The sequence below is a fragment of the Pseudoalteromonas sp. ABE4_541 genome (assembly GCF_056312285.1).
The window spans coordinates 36,454-57,419 of record NZ_JBSVEM010000011.1; the positions used below are offsets into that span (position 1 = coordinate 36,454).

18 protein-coding genes and 1 other RNA gene are annotated in these 20,966 nt (G+C 41.0%); 4 read left to right on the top strand and 15 right to left on the bottom strand.

Features of this window, described 5'->3' with window-relative positions; genetic code table 11:
- Positions 1-29: 29 nt before the first annotated feature.
- The 7 genes from ACW689_RS12130 to ACW689_RS12160 form a co-directional block, all read right to left on the bottom strand.
- A complete protein-coding gene (locus ACW689_RS12130; RefSeq protein WP_476291673.1) occupies positions 30-290 on the bottom strand; it encodes a hypothetical protein in 261 nt (86 codons plus the stop codon).
- 130 nt (positions 291-420) lie between these two features.
- Positions 421-1,431 carry a sphingomyelin phosphodiesterase gene (locus tag ACW689_RS12135; protein ID WP_476291675.1) on the bottom strand — a complete coding sequence of 337 codons (1,011 nt, stop codon included), beginning with the start codon at positions 1,429-1,431 and terminating at the stop codon, positions 421-423.
- Positions 1,432-1,865: 434 nt separating this feature from the next.
- Positions 1,866-2,162, bottom strand: coding sequence for a serine hydrolase (locus tag ACW689_RS12140; RefSeq protein ID WP_476291677.1), 297 nt, complete (start codon positions 2,160-2,162; stop codon positions 1,866-1,868).
- Between the two features lie 382 nt (positions 2,163-2,544).
- The gene (locus ACW689_RS12145) at positions 2,545-3,153 is read right to left on the bottom strand and encodes a hypothetical protein (RefSeq protein ID WP_476291679.1); all 609 of its coding nucleotides are present in this window, start codon (positions 3,151-3,153) and stop codon (positions 2,545-2,547) included.
- A 343-nt stretch (positions 3,154-3,496) separates the two neighbouring features.
- Positions 3,497-4,390, bottom strand: a complete 894-nt coding sequence (locus tag ACW689_RS12150) for a hypothetical protein (RefSeq protein ID WP_476291681.1) — start codon at positions 4,388-4,390, stop codon at positions 3,497-3,499.
- 27 nt (positions 4,391-4,417) lie between these two features.
- A complete protein-coding gene (locus ACW689_RS12155; RefSeq protein WP_476291683.1) occupies positions 4,418-6,244 on the bottom strand; it encodes a motility associated factor glycosyltransferase family protein in 1,827 nt (608 codons plus the stop codon).
- 337 nt (positions 6,245-6,581) lie between these two features.
- On the bottom strand, positions 6,582-7,307 hold the full coding sequence (locus ACW689_RS12160) for a hypothetical protein (RefSeq protein ID WP_476291685.1): 726 nt from the start codon (positions 7,305-7,307) through the stop codon (positions 6,582-6,584).
- Positions 7,308-7,741: 434 nt separating this feature from the next.
- On the opposite strand from ACW689_RS12160, the gene ACW689_RS12165 reads away from it, so the two are divergent.
- Positions 7,742-8,200: a hypothetical protein gene (locus ACW689_RS12165; protein ID WP_476291687.1), complete on the top strand. Its 459-nt coding sequence runs from the start codon at positions 7,742-7,744 to the stop codon at positions 8,198-8,200.
- A 355-nt stretch (positions 8,201-8,555) separates the two neighbouring features.
- Here ACW689_RS12165 and ACW689_RS12170 read toward each other — a convergent pair whose 3' ends face one another.
- Both ACW689_RS12170 and ACW689_RS12175 read right to left on the bottom strand, forming a co-directional pair.
- Positions 8,556-11,642, bottom strand: coding sequence for an efflux RND transporter permease subunit (locus ACW689_RS12170; protein WP_476291689.1), 3,087 nt, complete (start codon positions 11,640-11,642; stop codon positions 8,556-8,558).
- Positions 11,639-12,760 carry an efflux RND transporter periplasmic adaptor subunit gene (locus ACW689_RS12175; protein WP_476291691.1) on the bottom strand — a complete coding sequence of 374 codons (1,122 nt, stop codon included), beginning with the start codon at positions 12,758-12,760 and terminating at the stop codon, positions 11,639-11,641. The genes ACW689_RS12170 and ACW689_RS12175 overlap by 4 nt, the downstream gene beginning before the upstream one ends.
- Before the next feature lie 227 nt (positions 12,761-12,987).
- Between ACW689_RS12175 and ACW689_RS12180 the strand changes: the two genes are divergently transcribed.
- Positions 12,988-13,953: a helix-turn-helix domain-containing protein gene (locus tag ACW689_RS12180; protein ID WP_476291693.1), complete on the top strand. Its 966-nt coding sequence runs from the start codon at positions 12,988-12,990 to the stop codon at positions 13,951-13,953.
- 330 nt (positions 13,954-14,283) lie between these two features.
- Here ACW689_RS12180 and ACW689_RS12185 read toward each other — a convergent pair whose 3' ends face one another.
- Both ACW689_RS12185 and ACW689_RS12190 read right to left on the bottom strand, forming a co-directional pair.
- The gene (locus tag ACW689_RS12185; RefSeq protein ID WP_476291695.1) at positions 14,284-15,393 is read right to left on the bottom strand and encodes a GGDEF domain-containing protein; all 1,110 of its coding nucleotides are present in this window, start codon (positions 15,391-15,393) and stop codon (positions 14,284-14,286) included.
- Between the two features lie 58 nt (positions 15,394-15,451).
- Positions 15,452-16,321: a LysR family transcriptional regulator gene (locus ACW689_RS12190; protein WP_476291697.1), complete on the bottom strand. Its 870-nt coding sequence runs from the start codon at positions 16,319-16,321 to the stop codon at positions 15,452-15,454.
- Between the two features lie 175 nt (positions 16,322-16,496).
- Here ACW689_RS12190 and ACW689_RS12195 point away from each other — a divergent pair, with 175 nt between their 5' ends.
- Positions 16,497-16,865 carry a VOC family protein gene (locus ACW689_RS12195; protein ID WP_476291699.1) on the top strand — a complete coding sequence of 123 codons (369 nt, stop codon included), beginning with the start codon at positions 16,497-16,499 and terminating at the stop codon, positions 16,863-16,865.
- 229 nt (positions 16,866-17,094) lie between these two features.
- Here the strand turns inward: ACW689_RS12195 and ACW689_RS12200 are convergent, their stop codons facing one another.
- Both ACW689_RS12200 and ACW689_RS12205 read right to left on the bottom strand, forming a co-directional pair.
- On the bottom strand, positions 17,095-18,753 hold the full coding sequence (locus ACW689_RS12200; RefSeq protein WP_476291701.1) for a hypothetical protein: 1,659 nt from the start codon (positions 18,751-18,753) through the stop codon (positions 17,095-17,097).
- A gap of 2 nt (positions 18,754-18,755) precedes the next feature.
- Positions 18,756-19,307: a hypothetical protein gene (locus ACW689_RS12205; protein WP_476291703.1), complete on the bottom strand. Its 552-nt coding sequence runs from the start codon at positions 19,305-19,307 to the stop codon at positions 18,756-18,758.
- 159 nt (positions 19,308-19,466) lie between these two features.
- Here ACW689_RS12205 and ACW689_RS12210 point away from each other — a divergent pair, with 159 nt between their 5' ends.
- Complete coding sequence (locus ACW689_RS12210; RefSeq protein ID WP_476291705.1) at positions 19,467-19,589, top strand: recombinase family protein; 123 nt, start codon at positions 19,467-19,469, stop codon at positions 19,587-19,589.
- A gap of 144 nt (positions 19,590-19,733) precedes the next feature.
- On the opposite strand, the gene ffs is transcribed toward ACW689_RS12210, so the two are convergent.
- Positions 19,734-19,830: signal recognition particle sRNA small type (ffs, locus tag ACW689_RS12215), an RNA gene on the bottom strand.
- A gap of 128 nt (positions 19,831-19,958) precedes the next feature.
- On the bottom strand, positions 19,959-20,861 hold the full coding sequence (locus ACW689_RS12220; RefSeq protein ID WP_476291707.1) for a DUF3014 domain-containing protein: 903 nt from the start codon (positions 20,859-20,861) through the stop codon (positions 19,959-19,961).
- Between the last annotated feature and the right edge of the window lie 105 nt (positions 20,862-20,966).

Below are 20,966 nucleotides of genomic sequence, written 5' to 3' on the forward strand. Positions count from 1 at the left end.
ATTGAGCTTAGGGCAACCTATATCAAGCTTTATAGCGTACGTAACAAGTTTTTAAATTGGCTTGCTAACAACGCTGAAATTGGAGATAAGCAAAATAAGAACAAAGATAAAGCTACATCACCGACAATCAGTAACATCACACTAAAGCTGAAGCTACACACTGCAGTTATCGACCAAAATAGGGCGATGGTAAAGACTTGCTCAGTATCCTCTTTCGTTCTCCATACCTTAAATGAGATGGCCGAAAAAGCTAAAAGCATAAACAGAGGTACAATCGCCGATAATTCCATTGATTTCTAATTGAAGTGTATCTATATGGGGGAATCTTATCAAAAAACTCAAACTAATTCATGATAAGAATCAAAAACAGGGCTGATAGTATTGAGCAGTGTGTCCCTACACCACTCAAGTGAATGATATTTAAAATTCAAAGTTAACTTGCACTGGATAGTGATCCGATAACTCATTGTAATAACCATTGTGATAATAGCGACCACTGCTTAAATTCCAGTTCCCCTTCAAATAGCTCCAATACCAATTGTTTTGCGCTTTTGGGTAGCGAACTTGCATATTGGGGTTGTTTACTGGCTGCTTGTGGTCGCGATGCCAAAATACATAATCGAGTGTGTCGTTATAATCTAGGCTGTACTCAAAATAGTAGGCATTTGCTTTAGTAAACCAGTTATGTTTTGCTGAATACGAGCCAATCAGTGGTGTTTCAAAGTTTAAATTTGCGCACGCCGTGCTCAGCATATCTGACACTTCACCTTGTTTGCTCCACTCCACATTCATATCACCGCCGATAATAACTGGCTCATTGGCTGGTATATTTTCCTGCTCAATAAAAGACTGGATCTCGCTCAGCTGTCCCATACGAACACGATGCTCTTCTTGGGTATTATCATCGTGCGTGGCTTGCAAGTGGGTGCCAATTAAATGATAACGCTGTGCCTCTTTTTCGATCTCGACATAAGCAAACCCTTTGTTTGCCATGTAATCCCAGCTGCCTTTTAAACTGTGATTAAACACGTGCGCTTTTTGTGAAAAGATCGGGTATTTAGAAATAATTACCACCCCACCACGGATCACAAATGGACTATTTGAACAATTACCCGTTAAACCATCCCAACCACTACCGCTGCAATCTCGGCCAACGTTTGGTGTTTGATATGGATATTGTGCAGCCAAAGCTGCCAGTGCTTGTTCACCTTCGCTATTAAATACTTCACTGACAAGAATAACATCGGGGCTGTCATTTAATGATGTAAGCACCGCAGGTAAGCGCTCCGCCCTATTATCTTGATCCCAGTCCTGAACACTCAGTTGCATAATGTTATACGCCATCACTTTGAGTGAGTCTGCCATACTTTGCGAACTTACCAGCATCAACGAACTGAGCAAGATGTGCTTTAGTGTTATTTTTATTTTCATTTACAGCTCCAATCCTGTGTTATTTTTTAGTCATAAAGAGTGAAATTAGGAGCAAGAATCTAATGATAAAACGTGTCGGTTTAATTGCGTTAAAGCGCATTTTTTATGAAGCTTTCTTTGATTTATATTGCTTTTTTATGGCTTTTTGAACGGGTAAGCATGTATTAGGTAGATATATATTTACCTAATACATGCATTGATAACGGGCAGTGAGCGACAACAACTATTGGCGAAAATAACTGAATTCTCCCCAAAACAGTGGCTATGCCCGATAGCACTAATTAACGAATAGGCGTGGTGCTGGTGTAAATTATAAAAAGCTTGCAACCGCGTGCTTAGTCGTGATTTTGAACGCGAGCAAGAAGCCAGACCCTAACCTATCGATGACGAGCCAACTAACTTATTTTTAGCTAGTTAGGAATAGCTTAGAGCACTCATTTCAACGCGCCTTCGTATCGCTCAAAAATCGCATTAGAAATATCATTTAACACAGCTTGCGTATCACCCGCCGCTAAATTGGTCACCATAAAAATGCCCACTTTTTGTTTTGGGTAAAGTGCAATCCAGCTGGATGTTCCCATAGAACCTCCGCTGTGATAGAACATCGGTTCGTTTAAGCTATATTGGTATGTATTCCAAAAGAATGCATGACCATGACTTCTGCCGCTGCCTGCAAGTAGCGTTTGAGATAAGCGCACCTCCTCAGAAGATGCATGGAGTAAATAGCGCATATAAGCCAGACATGGACGAAACTGTCGATGTCAAACCGCCTTCGGCTGTAGAATACCGGCTCAATAAAGGTTGTCGACTTCCTTGCGCATCTGTACCTTTTGTTATCTGTGTTAGGTCCTGCCTATTACGGCGAAACTTTGTCTCTTCTTCACTCGACTTACTAGTAATAAATTCAGCAACTAGCGCTGAGAGAGGCTTTTTGTACACCTTTCTAAAATATACCCGACAAGCACAGTACCCACGTTTGAATAATGGTAGTGATCACCAGGAACAGAAGTGAGTTGATATTGTCCTAAATCTTCAATAAATAACAGTGATTGACGTTACTCCACCACCGTTAGCAGCGACGGAGTAACTAAGATTTGCTAACAAAGGAGGCGATTAATTAGACCAAGCAATGTTAACAGTAAAATAAGTCAGGCGTGAGTTTTTAGTTCTGCACTCATCTCTAGGAATATACGAAGGGCAGTCACTGTTGATTTCAGGGTTTATAACGCGACTTCTTAATTCAAGTTCGACATCCCTCAACAACTTGCCATTTACCAAGGTGCTCACGTTAGCTCCGTTTAGTGGAATACCCGAGCCTCGACGAAAGCCTCCACCTCTTTTTGACTCGTTATAAAATCGATTAGGCGACGTAAAAAAGCCGAGTAATATTTCATAATTTGCCACCAACACTGCTTCTTCAAACGTATAGCTGTAACTCACGCTGTTAATTGTGGCGTTATACGGCGCCCCTAAATACTTTATGCAGTTGCTAAAAGGCAAACGAGGCCTTGGTTGCGTGCTTGTCCAAGGGTTGGGGTAGTAGCCATCAGTAAACGGCATAGTTACGTTGTAAGTAGCTCTGCCATTTGCATCATAATCAGCAGGTCCAAAATTTCCATCTTCTTTAACTAGGTGTAAGGTACAAGTGCCTTGCACCGCAAACGCCGACATAGAAACAAATGTTGTGCAGGCGAATGCTATCAATGCATGTGTTTTTTTCATGGTATGTAATCCTTTATCAAAACTTTATTCATTATAAAATTGTGCAATCAATTTAAGCTTTATTGTGACATGCATGGCCAACCAAACATCAAGCACACAGCATGCCCCCAATAAAACTAGTTAAAAAGAGTCACGAAGCAAGTTGCAAGCAGGTTAAAAGTGAGTTGTTTGATCTAACTCACCTTGTTTATTAGGTTATAAAAAGGCTTGATGACATTGCCATTCATTTACTGGCCAAGCGTGAAGAACTTGGCTCCCGCAATGTATCAATAAAAGGAAGTGGTAGGATCAAAAAGGCCAACTCAGTCGTTGGCCCGTTGTTTTCTTATAGCTAGGTTAACTATTAATCGCCTAAATGTGCGCGGCAATATTCAGCTTCATAAGCATCAAAGCCTTTATAATATGCTCTGATAATCATGTTCACCTCGTTCTTTTCTGCACCTTGGCCATAGAACTCATACTTACCAGCATAGTGCGAAAATAACTGCAGCTTGGTAGTTCCAGGCTTATTTGCATGTTGTAGGTTAAGTTTTAGATAGTTGAACTTACCCTCCATTCCATCGATATTCTTATACGTCCCTTTCATTAAGTAACTGTGATCTTTTAATAGAAAATCAGCTTGAGTATTAGTACCAATAATGAAGCGACGATTAGATTTGGTACAGATGGTGTATTTTAATTCGTACTGTGCAAACGGATCAGATGCGTCTTTAGCTTCCACATATAAAACACCGTTATGCTGTCTTTCATAAAGTGGTGTTGTATTACGCTCAGTTGTAGGGAAAGGCACAAAATCAATTGGACGAGGCTCAGCTGAGGCGCTGTCACCTGCACCGAATGAATCGCCTGCACCGAATGAATCGCCTGCACCGAATGAATCGCCTGCACCGAATGAATCGCCTGCACCGAATGAGTCGCCTGCTCCGAATGAATCGCCTGCTCCGAATGAATCACCTGCACCGAATGAATCACCTGCACCGAATGAGTCGCCTGCTCCGAATGAATCACCTGCACCGAATGAATCACCTGCACCGAATGAATCACCTGCTCCGAATGAATCACCTGCACCGAATGAATCACCTGCCGCAAATGCGGTATTTGCACCTGAGCTATGATAACCACCTTGTGCGTGTTGAGGGTTGTCTTTAATTAAAGACTCAACTGTGTTTGCAAGAGAGGCTGATACATGCATTGTTCCTATTGCAAGAGGCAACACTGTGAATAAATTAAACTTCATCGATTTTCCTTATAATCGTTTTAGGTGTTATGACATTGTTTTGAGTTTTTCTTGTGCCAGATTAAAAGACTCCCTCAGCGTTTCCTTTAAGCGTATGAAGTAGTCAATCTGATTTTGAGGTGGCAAATGATTTATATGGCTCGCAATGGCAGTGCTTATGTACTTTAAGGTACCACTGAGTAAATAATGGCTTGCTTGATAGTCCGGCTCGCTCGATATTTTTGCCAACGCCTTAGCAAACAACCTCAGCAATTGCGGTGCGCTATCAGCTTGTGTTGTTTTTTGCTGCAAATTGAGCAAAATATCAGACGCTTGCACAATGGTGTTTTGCGCATTAACGGGCTTAGGGTTATGGCACACAGCCTGTTTTTTAACTTGGCACATAATAGAGTGCTTATCGATTTTTTGACGAGCAACATCTTGAATTTTTTGCCCCAAGGTACCTTCAATATACGCCCCATCACTGCTATTAATAACCCTGACAGCCTTTTTAGTTTTTAATAGATTTTGTTGAGCTAACCGCGACTCATTGTATATGCGGTCTGAAAAGACTGATGCTCTAAAATTACCTTTTGTTTCTATTTCAGGACTGTAGACACTGTTAGACAACGCGCTGGCTGCTTCAAAATAGGCAGAATGTTTACTGTGGTGGTATTTAGGGTCTATATAACCGTAATCACATCCGACTAAGATGATGTTTTTAAAGCCCATTCGTGTTAAAGACGACAGCGCCATATTCGTAACGGTTGGGTTGCAGTGATACAACAAATCAAGCTTTTCACTGTTTTTGGCGTAAACATGGGCACCCAAATCATTTGCCTTTGGAAATAGCAAACGGTGGTCAAATAGATTGACATATTTTGGGTAAACGGTATTCAGCGCGACTAAAACAACCCCCCTCATTCTTGGATCTCTCACCTGCTCTTCTTTGATATACAGATTACTAGGAAGCCGTTCCATCTCTATATGAAAATCGGGTGTTATGCCGTTGTTTAACATCGGATTAAGTGACGTACCACAAGATGCAATAAGAAAGTGTTGGTGATTTTTGACAAGATAATCTATGTCGTTATCTAAAGAAGGTCCGTTACCCACTATCACTAAGGGTGTATCTCCCAATTGCGAGAAAACCCCATTGTGGCCTGCAATTTCGTGAGAAGTACTATTTTTTACAGTGTGGGATAAACCAACCAGTTCATCCTCCATAAATCCCCAAAGGCTAGCTAGGCGATTACGCCACGTTTTAAACTTTTCATATATTTCATCAAACAAAGGGGTTGAGTAATGTCGATATAAACTAACATCCGCAACAATGTGTGCCCCAACCTGTTTCGAGATTGAAAATAGAGCACGCTCAAATTCAACATAGCTTTTACTTTGGATCACATGCAGGCTGCCGCCTCTGTTTTCACATTCACTTTGTAGTGTTTGAAAGTTGATATGGTTTGCGGCCATGCTGAGCATATCTTGCGATGCCTCAACGATGATCACGTCACTGTAATGAATAGACTTCATCAAAGCTTCGATATGGTAGCCAGCGGCTAAACCTAAAACAACCAAAGTACCGCGTTGCGGCTTTGAATTAGGATTAAGGCCCAAATTGTCCGCCACCTCGTTCATTTTGTTAATCATTAACTGATGAACATAATCACTTTGCTCATTTGTTGTAAAGCGCATGCTTAAATGCTGGGGATGCTTTAAAAATAACTGTACTTGCTGCTCGCAACACGTTTTTGCACAACTACCATAAAAGTCTAACGTTTTGCTGTGAATATCTTGAGAGTTAACGTGTGTGGCAAAGTGCAAGTTGCTGGCAGAGTTTAAAAATGCCAAGTTTGAATTATATAGTTCCATCTGACTTAGGTTTATTTCCACTTCTGTTGCATATCTTTGCAAAGTTGAGTTGTTCCGTCAATTATACACGTCTCTATAATTGATTAATATTGAATAATATTTTCCGTTATGTTCCGTTATCGCAGCCCAATATTTTTTGTTATTTGACGCTTGCAAGCATCTAACAGTGAGTCAACTTTATCTACATCCTGTGCTTTTTTGAGTGCCCGTACAGAGTAATAACCTTCACAAATAACCTTAACCCGCAAGCTACGAGTGCTGGGACAAACACGTGTTAGCAGCTATCGGCTCATAGCTCAGGTTGAGCGCAAACGAGCCAACATGTTTAACCTAACTCTCATCGATTTACATCAATCGCTGTATTTAAGTTTATTAGCGTAGAGTCAGTCACATTAAACGTGAAAAAGCTCGGAAAGTCGCCTTTTTTGGAGATGATCAGCTTGTTATCGTCAATTAACCTAAATGACCCCACGTCAGACAAAATATGTGTTAGACCTTGGCCATCATACGTTGATGTAAAAAGCTTGGCTGAGTCATCGTGATCAAGGTATCCATTTTGGTTCGAATCTTCATCAATGATCAGGTATAGATTTTTATCTAACCTGTATGAACCTTCACTAGGTTCAAGCTTTGCTTTAGAAAACTCTATTACAAGCCCATCCTGCTTCAACAACATGCTCTGCGTTCCATTTTCTTTAACAAACATCAAGTTAACCGCATTGCGTGACAGGTATGATCCACCAGATAAATCATATGAAGTTTCAGCTGATGAAAACATCTCATAAACCTCACTGTTATGGGTATGGCTTGTATCAATCACTTTAGAACTTAGCTCAAAAATATGCGTATCTTTTAACCTTGTTAAAAAATTTACCGTGTAAACCGGTTTTTTAACTGTGCTGTTTGGATCTGAGCTATCCACTAGCTCTATTTTGGGTGGCTCATATTTGTTTCTGAATAAATCAGAAACAATATCTATAGACATAAAAATAATGAATAGTATTGCGGCGATAAAAAATAACACCTGATTAGACTTTTTAATAAAAACGAGCGCTTTTCCCATAGTTTTTCCCAACTCCATATAATTTAAGCAGTTAATACTAGCTTGATACTCGCTCGGTGTTAATTCCTTAATTTACTTTCCACGTTAGTTCACCAGCTGTCGCCATATCGCTCACTCATCAATGCAGTATTCACAAGGGCTTTATACCTCTCTTTTTAAGACAAGTGAACAAAATGGTTTCAGACGCAGGTTGGTCACCCCTTATTTAGCGGCGTATCACGCTATGAAAAGTCGATAAATTGACCACCACACTGCCGCAGCCCCTGTCCCTATATGAAATAATTTATACCCACACATTGTATATTTTTAGCTGCTCTTCATCACGCTGCGTGTCACCCAAGTACGCCCCTTCACTACCTTTATTAAGTGAACAAATACACCGACGTGATGACTGTAACCAGCATTTTTTTACTCAACTTAGCAAAAGGAATACGATGAAAAAGTTCACCTTTCTGATCAGCACATTGGTCATGCTGTTGGCTGTACTGCCTGTGAGTGTATCTGCCAACAACAACATACAAACTTTTACGTTAAGCATTTGGGCACCCGATGAAGTGCCACCGCTAGACGCTAAAATCTCCGAGTCTGGGGTCAACTACTATTATCAATACACCCCTGATGAACTGCACTTTGACGAGCACGCAACAAACCGTGAAGTGATCTTCCGTTTTTCGAGTCAGTTAAACGGGCGCTATGAATTTAGGTGGATCACCAGCACCGCGCCGCAAGATGTGAATTTAAAACGAAAAACCAACAAACGCATTCGCGTTCAACTTGACGACGGTGACATTTCAGAAGAAATGTATTTAGAAGTCTGGGTAAAAGACACACTCACGGGCGAAGTCTTTATTTGTGATCCGCGACTGGGTGTGCGCAGAGATAAACCAGCATAAACGCCACCAATCTAAAACCATAAATAATGAGCAACTCATTGTGTCCGCCACCCCGTCGGGCGCAATGATATTACTAACATGAGATCTAAGCCTATTAATGCAGCAAAGTTTGAGCTTGATTACAACTACATAGAAAAGGCACTGCGAATGGCTATCTTAGCCTGAAAGCATTTGGCGGGAGAATATTGCTTAGTGGCGTGTCCAGGTTTAGTGCCGTGGATCACAAAGCTATATGCGCAGGACCATACTCGCCTGAAAACGAATTGAATGACTCGTTGATTAAGGTTGGGAAAACTGATCTAACAGCCACCGATGACACCCGATAACTGTCAGATCATGTCAATGCCCGTTTATTTTAGGCGTCAGAGCGATGTAATTTATGCTGAGAATCAGTAGGATTATTCTGTGTTTTGTAAAATAGCGAATAAAGCACAGGTAAAAGAACCATAGTTAAAATTGTGCCAAATGAAAGACCAGCCATAATTGAAACAGCTAAACCTTGCCAAAACAGATCTGGGATCAAAGGAATTACCCCCAAAACTGTGGTCGCTGCAGCTAAAAACACGGGCCTTACTCTGGATACTGCCGCATCGATAATCGCTTGATGTGGTGTTTTTCCTTGCTCCTTTTCCAAATTAATTTGGTCAATCAACACGATTGCATTTTTGCTTATCATACCGATAAGGCTCATGACACCCAGAATTGCAACAAACCCAAAAGCAGCACCGGTTAGCTGTAGCCCTGCTGATACCCCAATCATCACAAAGGGAAGCAAAAGCATAATTATCAGCATAGGCCTGATTGCATTAAACAAGCCGACCAGAATAAGTAAAATCACGCCAAACATTGGCAGCATTCCGGGCTTAAGATCTTCGTTTGAATCCGTTGTACTCTTATGCTCCCCAAACCAATGTAACTTATATCCATCAGGAAGCTTAATCTGCTCAAACTTTTCTAGCACGGATTGCCTCAATACAGCTGGTGTCACGCCTTCTATTGGAGAAGCCTGAACGGTAATTGCCCGATGTCTGTTATATCGCCAAATTACCGAATTTTCCCACTCCACCCTAATACCATCGACGACCTGATCCAGAGGCACTGCGGCGCTGGGTATAGAAGATTCAATCTGAAGCAGCTCTAAGTTTTTGTTATGCCGGTTATCCACATTTTCACGCACGATTATGGGTAGTTGTGTGTCTGCACGCCGATATGTACCAACAGTATTACCGTCGTAAAAGCGCTTGGTTGTACTCGCTAGATCGGACCGGGATATTCCAGATGTTCTGCCTTTAATTTGACTGTATTCAGGGACCACTCTAAGTGTTTGCTGCCTCCAATCTGTTGATATGTGTTTTGCTAACGAAGAATCACGCAATATTGCCGCCCCCTGCTCGGCCAGCTCCCGAAGAACAGCTGGATCAGCATCAGCAGGGCCGATAAACCTCGCTTCAAATGTCCAGGTAATTGCCGGACCCACTGTATACCTTCTGACCCGTGTCATGGCATCAGGCGTATTGTCTGCGAGCCAATCACGCAGTTCGCTGGTAACTGCTTCAGAATCTTCATACTTATGAACATTAACAATCAGTTGACCGAATGCTGAGTTTGGGTTTTCCGGTGATACTGGAAGATAAAATCGAGGCGACCCTTCTCCAATGAAACTCGAGACAGTTTTAACACGCTCATCCTGTAGCAGGTGCTGCTCTATCTTTGCTATATCATCTGCTGTAGCTTGTAAACGACTGCCCTGGGGCTTCCAAACATCAACCATAAACTTGGTCATTGCAGAGTTAGGGAAGAAAATCTGTTTGACATTGCCAAATGTGCCAAGTGCTACCGTTAACAATAGAATTAAACAACTTACTGTGATCAGACGCTGTTTTAAAGCCAGTTCAAGCAATGAGCGGAAAGAAGACAGTAACTTACCTTCCTGCTCATTTTCATTAGCCTGAGCATCCAAAAATAGTATACATTGTAAGGGTGTTAGCGTAAGTGAAACAAACCAACTCACCATTAACGAAATTGCCACCACGATAAAAAGCGTTCTACAGTATTCACCTGTATCTAACTCAGATGCAAAAATCGGGTAAAATGCCATGATGGCAATCACCGTTGCTCCCAATAGGGGCATAGACGGTACCTGCGCAGACTCAAGGGCCGCTTGTGTTTTACTTACGCCTTTTTGCAGCTTTACTACATAGCCTTCTGCAACAACAATCGCATTGTCTACCATCATACCTAGAGCAATAATCAAGGCTCCTAGTGACATCCGGTGTAAATCAATACCCAATATAGCGAGAAAAAAGAAAGTGCCCAAAATGGTCAGTACCAGCGCTGAGCCAATAACGACTCCCATTTTCCAGCCCATCGCAATTGCTAACACAACGAGTACGATTAACACAGCCTGGCCAAAGTTAACCAAAAAAGAGTGCACGGATTCATCTACAACTTGTGGCTGCCAGTGGATTTTTTCAATTTCCAGCCCAACAGGAAACTGAGCTGCCACCTTGTCTATCTTTTCAGACACCAACTTACCGACTTCTACAACATTAGTTCCCTCAAGCGGAGCAATAGATAAAACAATCGCTGGGCGGCCATTTAAACGCATTATCCTTTCAGCAGGTTCGATATACCCTTCTCTGATCGTGCCAATGTCATTGATACGAATGAATTCATTGGCTTTAGTTCGCGACTTTACATGTATCAGTAAGTCTCCAATATCCTGCGGTGAAGTAAAGTTCCCGGTCGGATGAATATTGAGCCGCAGGCCCCCTGACTCAATGTGCCCCGCATCTACTACTAAATTTTGATTCTTCAAAAGCTCTGTGACCTCTGCAGATGACAGGCCAAAGTTTGACAACTTACCTTCAGATACATCGAGATAAATAGCTGATTGTTGATTTCCCCATACCCCGACTTTCGCTACTCCTTTAACCAGACTGACTTCTTTTTTTAGCCTTTTGACATATTCTTCCATCTCCTGATAGCTATAACCATCACCGATCACACCAACTAACATGCCATACACGTCACCAAACTCGTCTATCACTTTTGAGGGCATAGTACCTGTTGGCAAAGCCCCCTGAACATCCCCAACTTTACGACGCAATTTGTCCCATACTTGCGGCAAACGGTCGGACCAATATTCCCCTTTTATCTCGACGGTAACCAACGACAGGCCCGGAGTCGAACGTGAATGCAGAGATTTCAGCTCCGGCATTTCCTGAATTGCATTTTCTATTTTGTCAGTGACCTCAAGTTCAACTTGCTCTGCGTTTGCTCCTGGATAAGGGGTCACCACTAACGCCGTCTTAACTGTAAAAACGGGGTCTTCTAATTGCCCTAGCTTAAAAAATGACAGAGCCCCAGCAATGGCCAGTAAAGCAACTGAAAACCAAGTAATGACTTTGTGCCGAAGCGAAAACTCAGTAAGATTCATCATCTGGCTCCTTGCTCATTGAGTAAACGTACTGTCTGCCCTTCGGTTAAAAAATGTATCCCAGCAGTTGCGATTCGATCACCGTATGCCAATCCACTTGTAATAACTAAGCCCTGATTGCCTATACCCCCAGTTTTCACTGCTACTCTATTCACCTGTTGTAACTCTTGGTTGTAGCGCCAAACATAGGTGGTTTTATTATCTGCCGAGCTAAACACAGCACTCACAGGTATAATGACTTGGTTTTCCTGACTGGGCAGATCAACATCAGCCATCGCGACACCTGACATGCCAGGCAATATATCAACGCCAGGAGGTGGATCCATGATTAGTCTAACATTGTATGTTCTGGTTGTTTGAGACGCTTCGCTGCTAACCTCTTTAATACGCGCCGGAATTTCAATATCCGGAAATGCATCAAATACAACTCTTGGTTTTTTTACATAGGGTAAATTAGAAATCTGGTTTTCCGAAATGCTAATATCCATTTCTATCTTAGATATATCAACCAATCGGAAGATTGGACTATTTGCATTTATATCTTGGTAATTTTCCACATAACGTTGAACAACTACACCATCGAATGGCGCTTTTAACATTGCGTAGCTAAGCCTGTCCTCAGCGGCATTTAATTGGGCCATTGCAGCTGCATAACTCGCCTTTGCACTGTTGTAGGCTGTATGACGAAGGTCAACGGTTGATTGACTCACCACGCCTGGTTCCCTTTTTTGAATTCGTATTACTCGGTCATACTCAATTTTGGCATTTTTAAGCTGGGCATCAGCACTTGCTAACGCCGCCTTCGTATTATCTACCGCGACTTCAAAGTCGCGTTTATCAAGTTCAGCCAATGTATCACCTACCCTCACCTCCTGACCGATTCTTACTGGCATATTTTGTAATGTTCCTGAGACCCTAAAAGACAACTCAACCTCCTGAGTCGCTCTGGCAATTCCTGGTAGTTGCTCTGCGGCTAATTGCTCGCCTGATCCAACCTGAATAACCTTAATCGGCCTTATAGTCTTTATCGGCAAACGCTCTATCGGTTGGCATCCCATGAGACCAATCAACACAGCAAGTCCAAGTAACATGCTGTTTCTATTTAGTAGAGTTGACATCATATGCCTCCAACTGTTTCTGATACATTGAAGTGAAGTACTAACAAATTGCATTAAATGACCTATGTTGTTTTCCACAAGTGCGATTGTGATCTCTAAAGGAAATAAGTTTGAGGGACCACTTCTTGAAGGAACTAAAATTCAGGCCACCAATAATAGACTTGATGAAACAACACATATATCCTAATAACAACAAACACATCCAAATACCAACACCTCGGGGGCAATTTTTGAACAAAGCATATGTGCCAAAAGAGTACGCAACACAGAGCACATTTGATGCTTCTACTCAGCTAAGAACTCATTTTGGTTTTCATCACCTGAATACAGAAAAATCCGCTTTCAATTATTCGGACAGAATCTATCAATTTGGGGATTTTCAACTGATTGAAATCAGTATCACGGGTTCAACCGAAGTAAAGCACTATTCAAATCCGAACAACTACGAGTTTGATTTTCCAAAGGAAGGTTATTTCTTAGTTAAGTCAAAAGAACAGACAAAGAAAGTGGCTAATCAAGGTGTGTTCATCACTTCACCGGGTATGAATCCGCACTTTACTTTGCCTGAAGGGATAACAGCTTTGGTATTGCAGGTCCGTAGTGAGCACTTAGAATCAGCACTTAGTAAGATGATAGGTTTTAAAACTAAAAAAGGTTTGTGTTTTCCCATTTCTATTGAGGATCAAGCCGCTGTGAAGTGCGTTAAAACAGCACTAAGCGGAATAATACAAAGTTTGCAAACGATAAAAAGTGCTGATTTACGGGCTCAATACGCCAAATACGCAGATCAGTATCTTAAAACACTGCTTCTGACTGTACTAGATAACAGCGCACACGCATTGATCAATGCTTCTAACCATCCTCCTTTGCCTAAAGTTTTGAAATGTGCTGATACCTATATGCATGAAAATATAAGCAAAAAAATTACCATGGCGGACCTAACACAGATAACGCAAGTCAGTGCAAGAAGCCTGACCTACAGTTTTAAGAAACATACGCAAAAGACACCAATGCATTACTTGCTTGATCTCAGGCTCACCCGGCTAAGAAAAGCATTATTAACGGCTAAACCTGATTCAAAAGTACTGGATCTCTCCATGTCTGTTGGGCTAACCCATTTAGGCAGAATGTCTCTTGCGTACAAAAACCGCTTTGGTGAGCTCCCTTCTGAAACGCTAAAGCAATTTAAGGAATAGGCAGATATAAATTACGACCTCAAAGGTATAGCATGAAAATTTCACAAGAATATAACCGCTCATACAATGAAGCGCTAATTAACCTTAGCTGCGGATAAGAGTTTTGATGACTCAAAATAGAGCGTTGTAACCCCTTCAATATCCAATGATGATATTTCGCTCAATATCAAATAATTGTTTTGTGGCGTATGAAAGGTCGGTTTTAGTTCCATTTGTTACACTTAAATTGCAATGTTTTCGTTATGTGAATCAAAATAGCTGCAATTTGAGCGCAATAAGATTATTTAGATCTTCAAGTAATTCAAAGAATTAAATTGCTTTCAGGATGGACTAACTATTCTCTGTATATTCACAAACACGGTTTCGGCCTAGTCTTTTTGCTTGATAAAGTGCATTGTCTGCCTGACTAAATAAATCGGTTAGGCTTTGCCCCGTTCCACTTAATATTGTTACACCGAAACTCGCGCTACAATTAATAAAAACCCCATCATCGCATATCTGTTCATCTTGGATTTTCCTTCTCAAATTTTCTAATTTTTTCTTTGCATCCTTCATGTTTAACCCAGGAAGTATTAATGCGAACTCCTCACCTCCATAACGAGCAACAATATCATTCTTACGCAAACCACTGAATAATATTTCAGCTACTTTCTTTAACGTAAGATCACCAAAAGCATGCCCATAGTTATCATTAATTTGCTTGAAATGATCTAAGTCCAGAAGCACCACGCAAAGTGAGGTATTATTTTGTATTGCTTCTGACAAAGCTCGATTCCCTTTTAATGTAAGCTCTGCACGATTGGACAACCCTGTTAATGGGTCAACCATGGCCAACTGTTTTAGTTTTTTTTCAAAATGATAACGACCATTATCAAAAGTAATTGCCAACAAAATTAAAACTGTCATTGCAAGTGAGTCAGACAAAAACCTCAACATTTCTCGGTGGCTTGATTCCAAAATGACAACAGGATGAATCGGAGAATGATATTGAATGAATAGATAACAAAAGCAACATAATAGTGATAAAAGTACCTTGGTGCTTTTACGATTTTGCTCAAAAAGCAGCCATGGCATTGCTAATAAGATAAAGAAAGTGTTTTGTACACCAGCGTCTTTACCTACAATCATATAGGCTTGTGAAAAAATATATATAACGACGCTTATAAACAATATCATTCTTGCCAGATAATAGTATTTATTGTACTGAAGAACGGCAGAAAAAATGCAGATAAAAAGCAACGATAAGCTCAAAAAGCACACGGAAAAGAGGTTGTACATCGCCAAGATAACAGCCTCAATACCCGCAATCAGAAACGACAATAGAGCGAAAGTATTTGTGACTTTAACTTTGTGTACATCATGCATATTATCATAACAGCCAATATGAATTATGTAGTCGTATGCGTACTTAAAAATCTTAACCATCAAATTGTCCAACATATATTTTTCTTACCATAATTATAGAAGACCTAGAATAGCTTCACTTTCAGCAAGAGGCCTATCCACCTTCAAATAGGAAGCGGTGTTCTCTCAAGGCACTAACAAGGAGCTCCTTGACAATTTGGAGCTTTTTTGAATTTCTTACATCAACATGATAAAGAATCCACAGCTCCCAATTGGGAACACTCAAATCATAATCTTTGATTTTCATAACTTTCGATTGAGGAATAAGCTTTGGTAAGTAGCAAGGCAGAAGTGCAACGCCAGCACCAGACTCTACGGCTGCAAACATCCCTTCAATATCATCGACGCGTACAGCGATATGACAAAATTCAAAGTTCGACTTCGCCCATATAGGCACGTCAACTTCATGCGTCCAAACCACTAGCCCGACCGAGTTTTCCCGAACAATTGGACTGCTATTGTGCCCATATATTGCATGACTTAAAGAAGCTATTTTGATGCCTACCGCGTCTTTAGGAGGCGACATCGTAAACCTTATCGCCAAATCAGATTCTCGTGCAGATAGATCATGTAGCGCATCCGTTAAGCTCAAATTCAACACTATATGCGGGTAATCATCTAGTAATTTGGCAATCGAGCCTGATAAAAGATATTTGTAAAGATCGTTTGGCATCGTGATCTTTACACTGCCGGACAGTGTTTGATCATTTCCCTGCAACTTTCGCGATATACAATTTGCAGTGTCTTGCAGTGTTTCTATATCATTGATAATAGACAACCCCTCTTCGGTCAGTACTAGCCCCCCTGATGTCTGTGTAAAAAGCCGCAAATCTATCTGAGATTCTAACGCTGATACTCTTCTCGCTACCGTGGTGTGATTTACTTTAAGTATTTTAGCAGCCGCAGAGTAGCTACCAGTATTCGCTACTTGTAAAACGTAGCGCATATCATCCCAATTAAACATACGACCTCGAGCTGTGTATTTTTGCAGAATCATAGTGCAGGTTTGTGCATTTATAAAGATATGAACTGCCTCTATCATTCAATGATATTCAGTGACAGACCTGTAAGTTGAAAGCTTTCAACAAAAAACAGAAACAAAATATATTTTTTAAGAACAAATAGGTAGGCTTATTAATATGATTGGATATGTAACGGTAGGAACCAACAATTTTGAGACAAGTAGCCGTTTTTATGATGCCGTTTTTGCTGAGATAGGGGCTACCAGATATTGGGTAGAGGAACGTTTTATCGTTTGGGCAACAGAACCAGAGAAGAGCAAATTTTGTTTAATCAAACCTTATGATGGCGAACCTGCAACCATAGGTAATGGTGTCATGGTTGCATTTGACGTATCAAGCCCGTCGTTGGTTGACGCATTATACAAAAAGGCCATTGACCTTGGCGGCAAAGATGAAGGTCTTCCTGGAAGCAGAGGTGAGCATTTTTATGGTGCGTATGTTCGAGATTTGGATGGCAACAAACTCTACTTTTTCAGTTCAATTTAAGTACTAACCTTAAAGAAGGTCAAAATTCATTGCAATGATATAAGCTTTGCAACATAACTTTTAAAGCTTTATTCATTTTGGTGGAACCACTAGTTTCACCTAAACTCTTTTATAGGTAACAATACTACAAACAACAAAGATGGAGTTTGTAGCATAAGTTTGCATAAATCACAGGCTCCAATAGGAAGACAGCTCGCCGACCTGTTGTTTTTACCTACCTGATTGAAGCCTATAGTAAAACTGTTTTAGACTGCTCATCCAAGTAACTACTAATCGATTTAATAGCAATTTGACGCATAAGATCGCGGCTAATTAAGCATCGCTTGGTTGAAAACAACTCGTCCTCTGTTATGCTGTGGATCTTTATTTTTTTACCTCTGCAACATTTCCATCTATGGGGGTGAGTGTTTTTATCTTCTATACGCCCACGGTCTTCCTTGCACAAAATTCGTTCTAGTCTTTCAATAGCACCATGATTATATTGCAGTTCAAAAAAGCGCTGTGTTGAGCACAACACTGGATGCTTATGCGGAGCAGACTCGCCTCTATGGACAAAAATAGACCGATATTTATATGTATCTTTGACAATATTCTCTAATTGAGTAGTCGTAAAATGATCCGGTCTAAATTCATTTTGTTCTCTACTGAATTCTACACCGCTAGTCCAATGCGAATTAAACCCGTGTTGAAGAATACCGCCATCGTATAAGTTCCTCCACTGTTCAACAGGGCAATACTTAAACACGAAACCTGCAAAACGTTCTTTCAAGCGTTTATCGTTACTCTGCAAACTGCAATAATGTTGAAAAAGTTCATTAAGTTCAGGATCGTCCTGCGTTAATTTCTTCCATTCATTATGGAGTTCATGCTTTTCGGGTTCAGGTATAGCAATTTGCGCAATACTTTCTATCGCTGAAACTAACATAGAAAAAGACAAATCGAAGTCTTCTTTATAGTTATGGTGGGCCAACTGAACCATTCTAATAGCTTGCATACATTTCCTGTAATCAAACTTTTTACTTCCTGCTTTGTAGGGAAGTTGCCACAAGTTTGAGATCACATCTGATAACTGATGATTCCATTCACCAAGCACATCTTTATGTATATCGACTATTGTTCCACGACCTCGGACCACTGGATGTATAGCCGCCATTTGCCTGAGATCTTTTATTTGGAGTACCATAATTTCGTCAGTTGAAGCATTATAAGGTAGCGTATTGAGTAAGCTTGTGAAATTAAGGTCGTTGTCGAGCTCTACATTTAAAAACTGTTCACCTACATCATCCATTTGCGCGGTTAAACGAGGAAAGATTTCAGGTCGTTCGGTTGGCCTGAACTTACAAAAGCGCCCCCAAATATCGCCACGGGCAGTTTTGATAACTACTTTAGCATTCTCGATATTTGCAAAATTATTTCCACGATTGTCAGCAATGAAATCCTCAAGCGAAACTAGTTCATCCAAAGTTACACTTTCAATTGTGCCTCCATGCACATAAACACATCTAGATGTCGAAAGCGAGACTACTGCCGCTAGCCCCTGAACAAATAGTTGACGACCATAGGCTGGGACCCACTCGGGTAATTGTACAGGTGAAACAAAAGACTTAACGCATTCCTGACCGTTTACATCTTTAACGCCATGGTTTACCACGATAGAAGGCTCGATAATAATATCCCTTGGCAACTTCCAGTCGATAGTCAGTTTGAAGTCTAATAAGATATAACCAAACAAACGACCATTAACTGTGCTTTCTTGTTGCTTAAACATACTGCGCTTGGTAACTAAGTTTTGAGAATAGTATTCCTTCCCAGTCTCTGGATGAAAAGCAACAATAGCCTCTTTAAATAAGGTTTGGTCTGATATCCAATCTCTAATTGATTCGCTCATTACTATCTACTCTGAAGCCTGTTCACTATCCACCTATAACTGCATGGCTTTCGCTCAACTAAATCAGCCTCACGCCTTTCAACGTTGAGCGTATCAAGTTGCTCAAGAAACTGGTTATAGACCTTTTGATACCTCACAAACGTATGGATGCGCAGGTATTCGTTTATCTCCGCCGCCTTATGGGTAATATACGGGGTTAACCATTTCTCGGTATAGGCTGGTACGCTTTGCTCAATTGCGCCTTGCACATACTTGTAACGTCGCTCCATTTCTTTTTTGGATGTAACATCTTCCGCAGTTTCAGCTTTTGGCTTTTTAACGTTACTGAGTGGTTTAAAGGTTAATTTGGTTGGTAGCTCACGCCGTGCGATGGTTCTGAGCTGGCCGTTTGACACCAGTTGCTCAAGCCTTGGCTTCGCAAAATTAAAACGTCCGCCGCTTTCAATGTCCGTCAACACCACATCAGTTCCCGCAACGCTTTCAACTGCAAAGTAGGAGCATGAATGTTCTGATAGGCGTTTTACTAAAATCAGGTCGGGGTTTTGCAAGTCCATTATGGTGGCATTTCCTAAAGCGACGGCAAAGCACAAGTTCAAATAGCGTATACCCTATTTGAACATCACCAATACCGCTTAAAAGTGTTCATTTAGGGTGGTTTAAGGCGTTAGTACGCACTATGTTTATTTAGTCTAGATGCTAAATGAACAATTGCCATGAGTAAGATTGGATATGCGCGAGTTTCGACCACAGATCAGTCTTTAGATTTACAAGTAGCCAAACTTGAGGAAACTGGCTGTGGCAAGGTGTTTACCGATATGGCGTGTAAATACACTTAGGTCTATACTCAAAAGAAGTACTAATTTTTTTGATGAGCTAGAAACTTGTTTTTTAATAAATTTATAAGTGAATTAGTGTAGTTTTAGTAGATGAAGATAAAAATTACGTTGAGACTAGTAAAAAGAAAAGAATTTGGGTGGTAGTCTTACCAGCCACATCCCGGCACACAAGTCATTCGCTGTGGCTGCTCCCTTCCGGGCCTGACCAGGTTCACGAACTATTGTTGCGAGAGGACCAATAAGACCACCATAGTGGGCCTTGTTCGGCGCGGTGAGGATTATCTCTAGTTTCGCCTTGGGTTGCAAGGGTTAACTCAGTAAATGCTGACTGACTGCTTAAACATCAAACAGCCAGTCTACTTTATGGGGTTATTTCAGTGATTTTTTTAGTGCCTCCAAGCGCTGTTTTACTTTTTTCATGTTCTCTGGGCCCATGCGTAAAAACTGTTTTTGCGCTTGCGATAACGTTTCCCACTCTGGATATGCATAGCGGTAAGTTACTGAATCTTTAATCAACGGAATATTGCTTTCTGGAATTGGCGTATCAAGTAGCTCGTCGATTGCTTGGCTTAAAACTGCATTAAAATCGGTACCTTCGTAGCCAATTTCTTCATATGCTTGAGTTATAAGCGGCTCAAATTGATTCATTAGGCGAATAATCTGTGCGGAGCTCATGCTTGAGAGCATATCAGCATAAGGGGTGTAGCGCTCAAAGCTATTGGGATCAGTCACCACAATGTCGCCCTCTAGTGCCATGAACGGTTCAGCAGGCTTTGTAACTGGCGTATGTTTTTTAGCAACTTTGCCTTTGGCAAGGTTATCAACAAATACAACACCACGACGAACCATGTCATCGCTTACAAGTAGCGCCAATGCTTTTTCACTCATTAATTCAGCAAGGCTTGCTTTAATAGCTGTATCACTGTCATCAAGCTCTGGTAATTGTGGCTCACTAGGCGTTGCCACTGCCACCGCAACAGGCTGCTCGGTGCGTGCTGTTTGTTCTGGCACTGTCACGGCTTGAGGCGCTTCTTTTGCTTCTTCCTTAGGTTGTGACTGCGCGGTGTTAATTTGCTCAGTTACTTGCGTTTGCTCTGCCACTACATCTTGAGAGAACTTATTATTGGTACCGGTGGTATGTTGTTGCTCATTTTGTTTTGAAAGTACAAAAATAACCACAATCGCTAACGCAACAAGCACGATTGCAGCAAGTAGCATTTGGCTGCGAGAAGGTTTGCTATTCGCTTTGTGCTCTGAACTAGGCTCTGACATAGCTGCTCCATAAAAATTAGCTTGAAAAACAATATTCTTTTGAATATTTGAAAATTAAAACATAAAGTAAAACTTATAGCACTTATAATGCGATGATAGCAGCGC

Coding starts and splice junctions, on each gene's coding strand:
- ACW689_RS12130 (WP_476291673.1), bottom strand. CDS start 290: ATGGAATTATCGGCGATTGTACCTCTGTTTATGCTTTTAGCTTTTTCG.
- ACW689_RS12135 (WP_476291675.1), bottom strand. CDS start 1,431: ATGAAAATAAAAATAACACTAAAGCACATCTTGCTCAGTTCGTTGATG.
- ACW689_RS12140 (WP_476291677.1), bottom strand. CDS start 2,162: ATGCGCTATTTACTCCATGCATCTTCTGAGGAGGTGCGCTTATCTCAA.
- ACW689_RS12145 (WP_476291679.1), bottom strand. CDS start 3,153: ATGAAAAAAACACATGCATTGATAGCATTCGCCTGCACAACATTTGTT.
- ACW689_RS12150 (WP_476291681.1), bottom strand. CDS start 4,390: ATGAAGTTTAATTTATTCACAGTGTTGCCTCTTGCAATAGGAACAATG.
- ACW689_RS12155 (WP_476291683.1), bottom strand. CDS start 6,244: ATGGAACTATATAATTCAAACTTGGCATTTTTAAACTCTGCCAGCAAC.
- ACW689_RS12160 (WP_476291685.1), bottom strand. CDS start 7,307: ATGGGAAAAGCGCTCGTTTTTATTAAAAAGTCTAATCAGGTGTTATTT.
- ACW689_RS12165 (WP_476291687.1), top strand. CDS start 7,742: ATGAAAAAGTTCACCTTTCTGATCAGCACATTGGTCATGCTGTTGGCT.
- ACW689_RS12170 (WP_476291689.1), bottom strand. CDS start 11,642: ATGATGAATCTTACTGAGTTTTCGCTTCGGCACAAAGTCATTACTTGG.
- ACW689_RS12175 (WP_476291691.1), bottom strand. CDS start 12,760: ATGATGTCAACTCTACTAAATAGAAACAGCATGTTACTTGGACTTGCT.
- ACW689_RS12185 (WP_476291695.1), bottom strand. CDS start 15,393: ATGTTGGACAATTTGATGGTTAAGATTTTTAAGTACGCATACGACTAC.
- ACW689_RS12190 (WP_476291697.1), bottom strand. CDS start 16,321: ATGTTTAATTGGGATGATATGCGCTACGTTTTACAAGTAGCGAATACT.
- ACW689_RS12195 (WP_476291699.1), top strand. CDS start 16,497: ATGATTGGATATGTAACGGTAGGAACCAACAATTTTGAGACAAGTAGC.
- ACW689_RS12200 (WP_476291701.1), bottom strand. CDS start 18,753: ATGAGCGAATCAATTAGAGATTGGATATCAGACCAAACCTTATTTAAA.
- ACW689_RS12205 (WP_476291703.1), bottom strand. CDS start 19,307: ATGGACTTGCAAAACCCCGACCTGATTTTAGTAAAACGCCTATCAGAA.
- ACW689_RS12210 (WP_476291705.1), top strand. CDS start 19,467: ATGAGTAAGATTGGATATGCGCGAGTTTCGACCACAGATCAGTCTTTA.
- ACW689_RS12220 (WP_476291707.1), bottom strand. CDS start 20,861: ATGTCAGAGCCTAGTTCAGAGCACAAAGCGAATAGCAAACCTTCTCGC.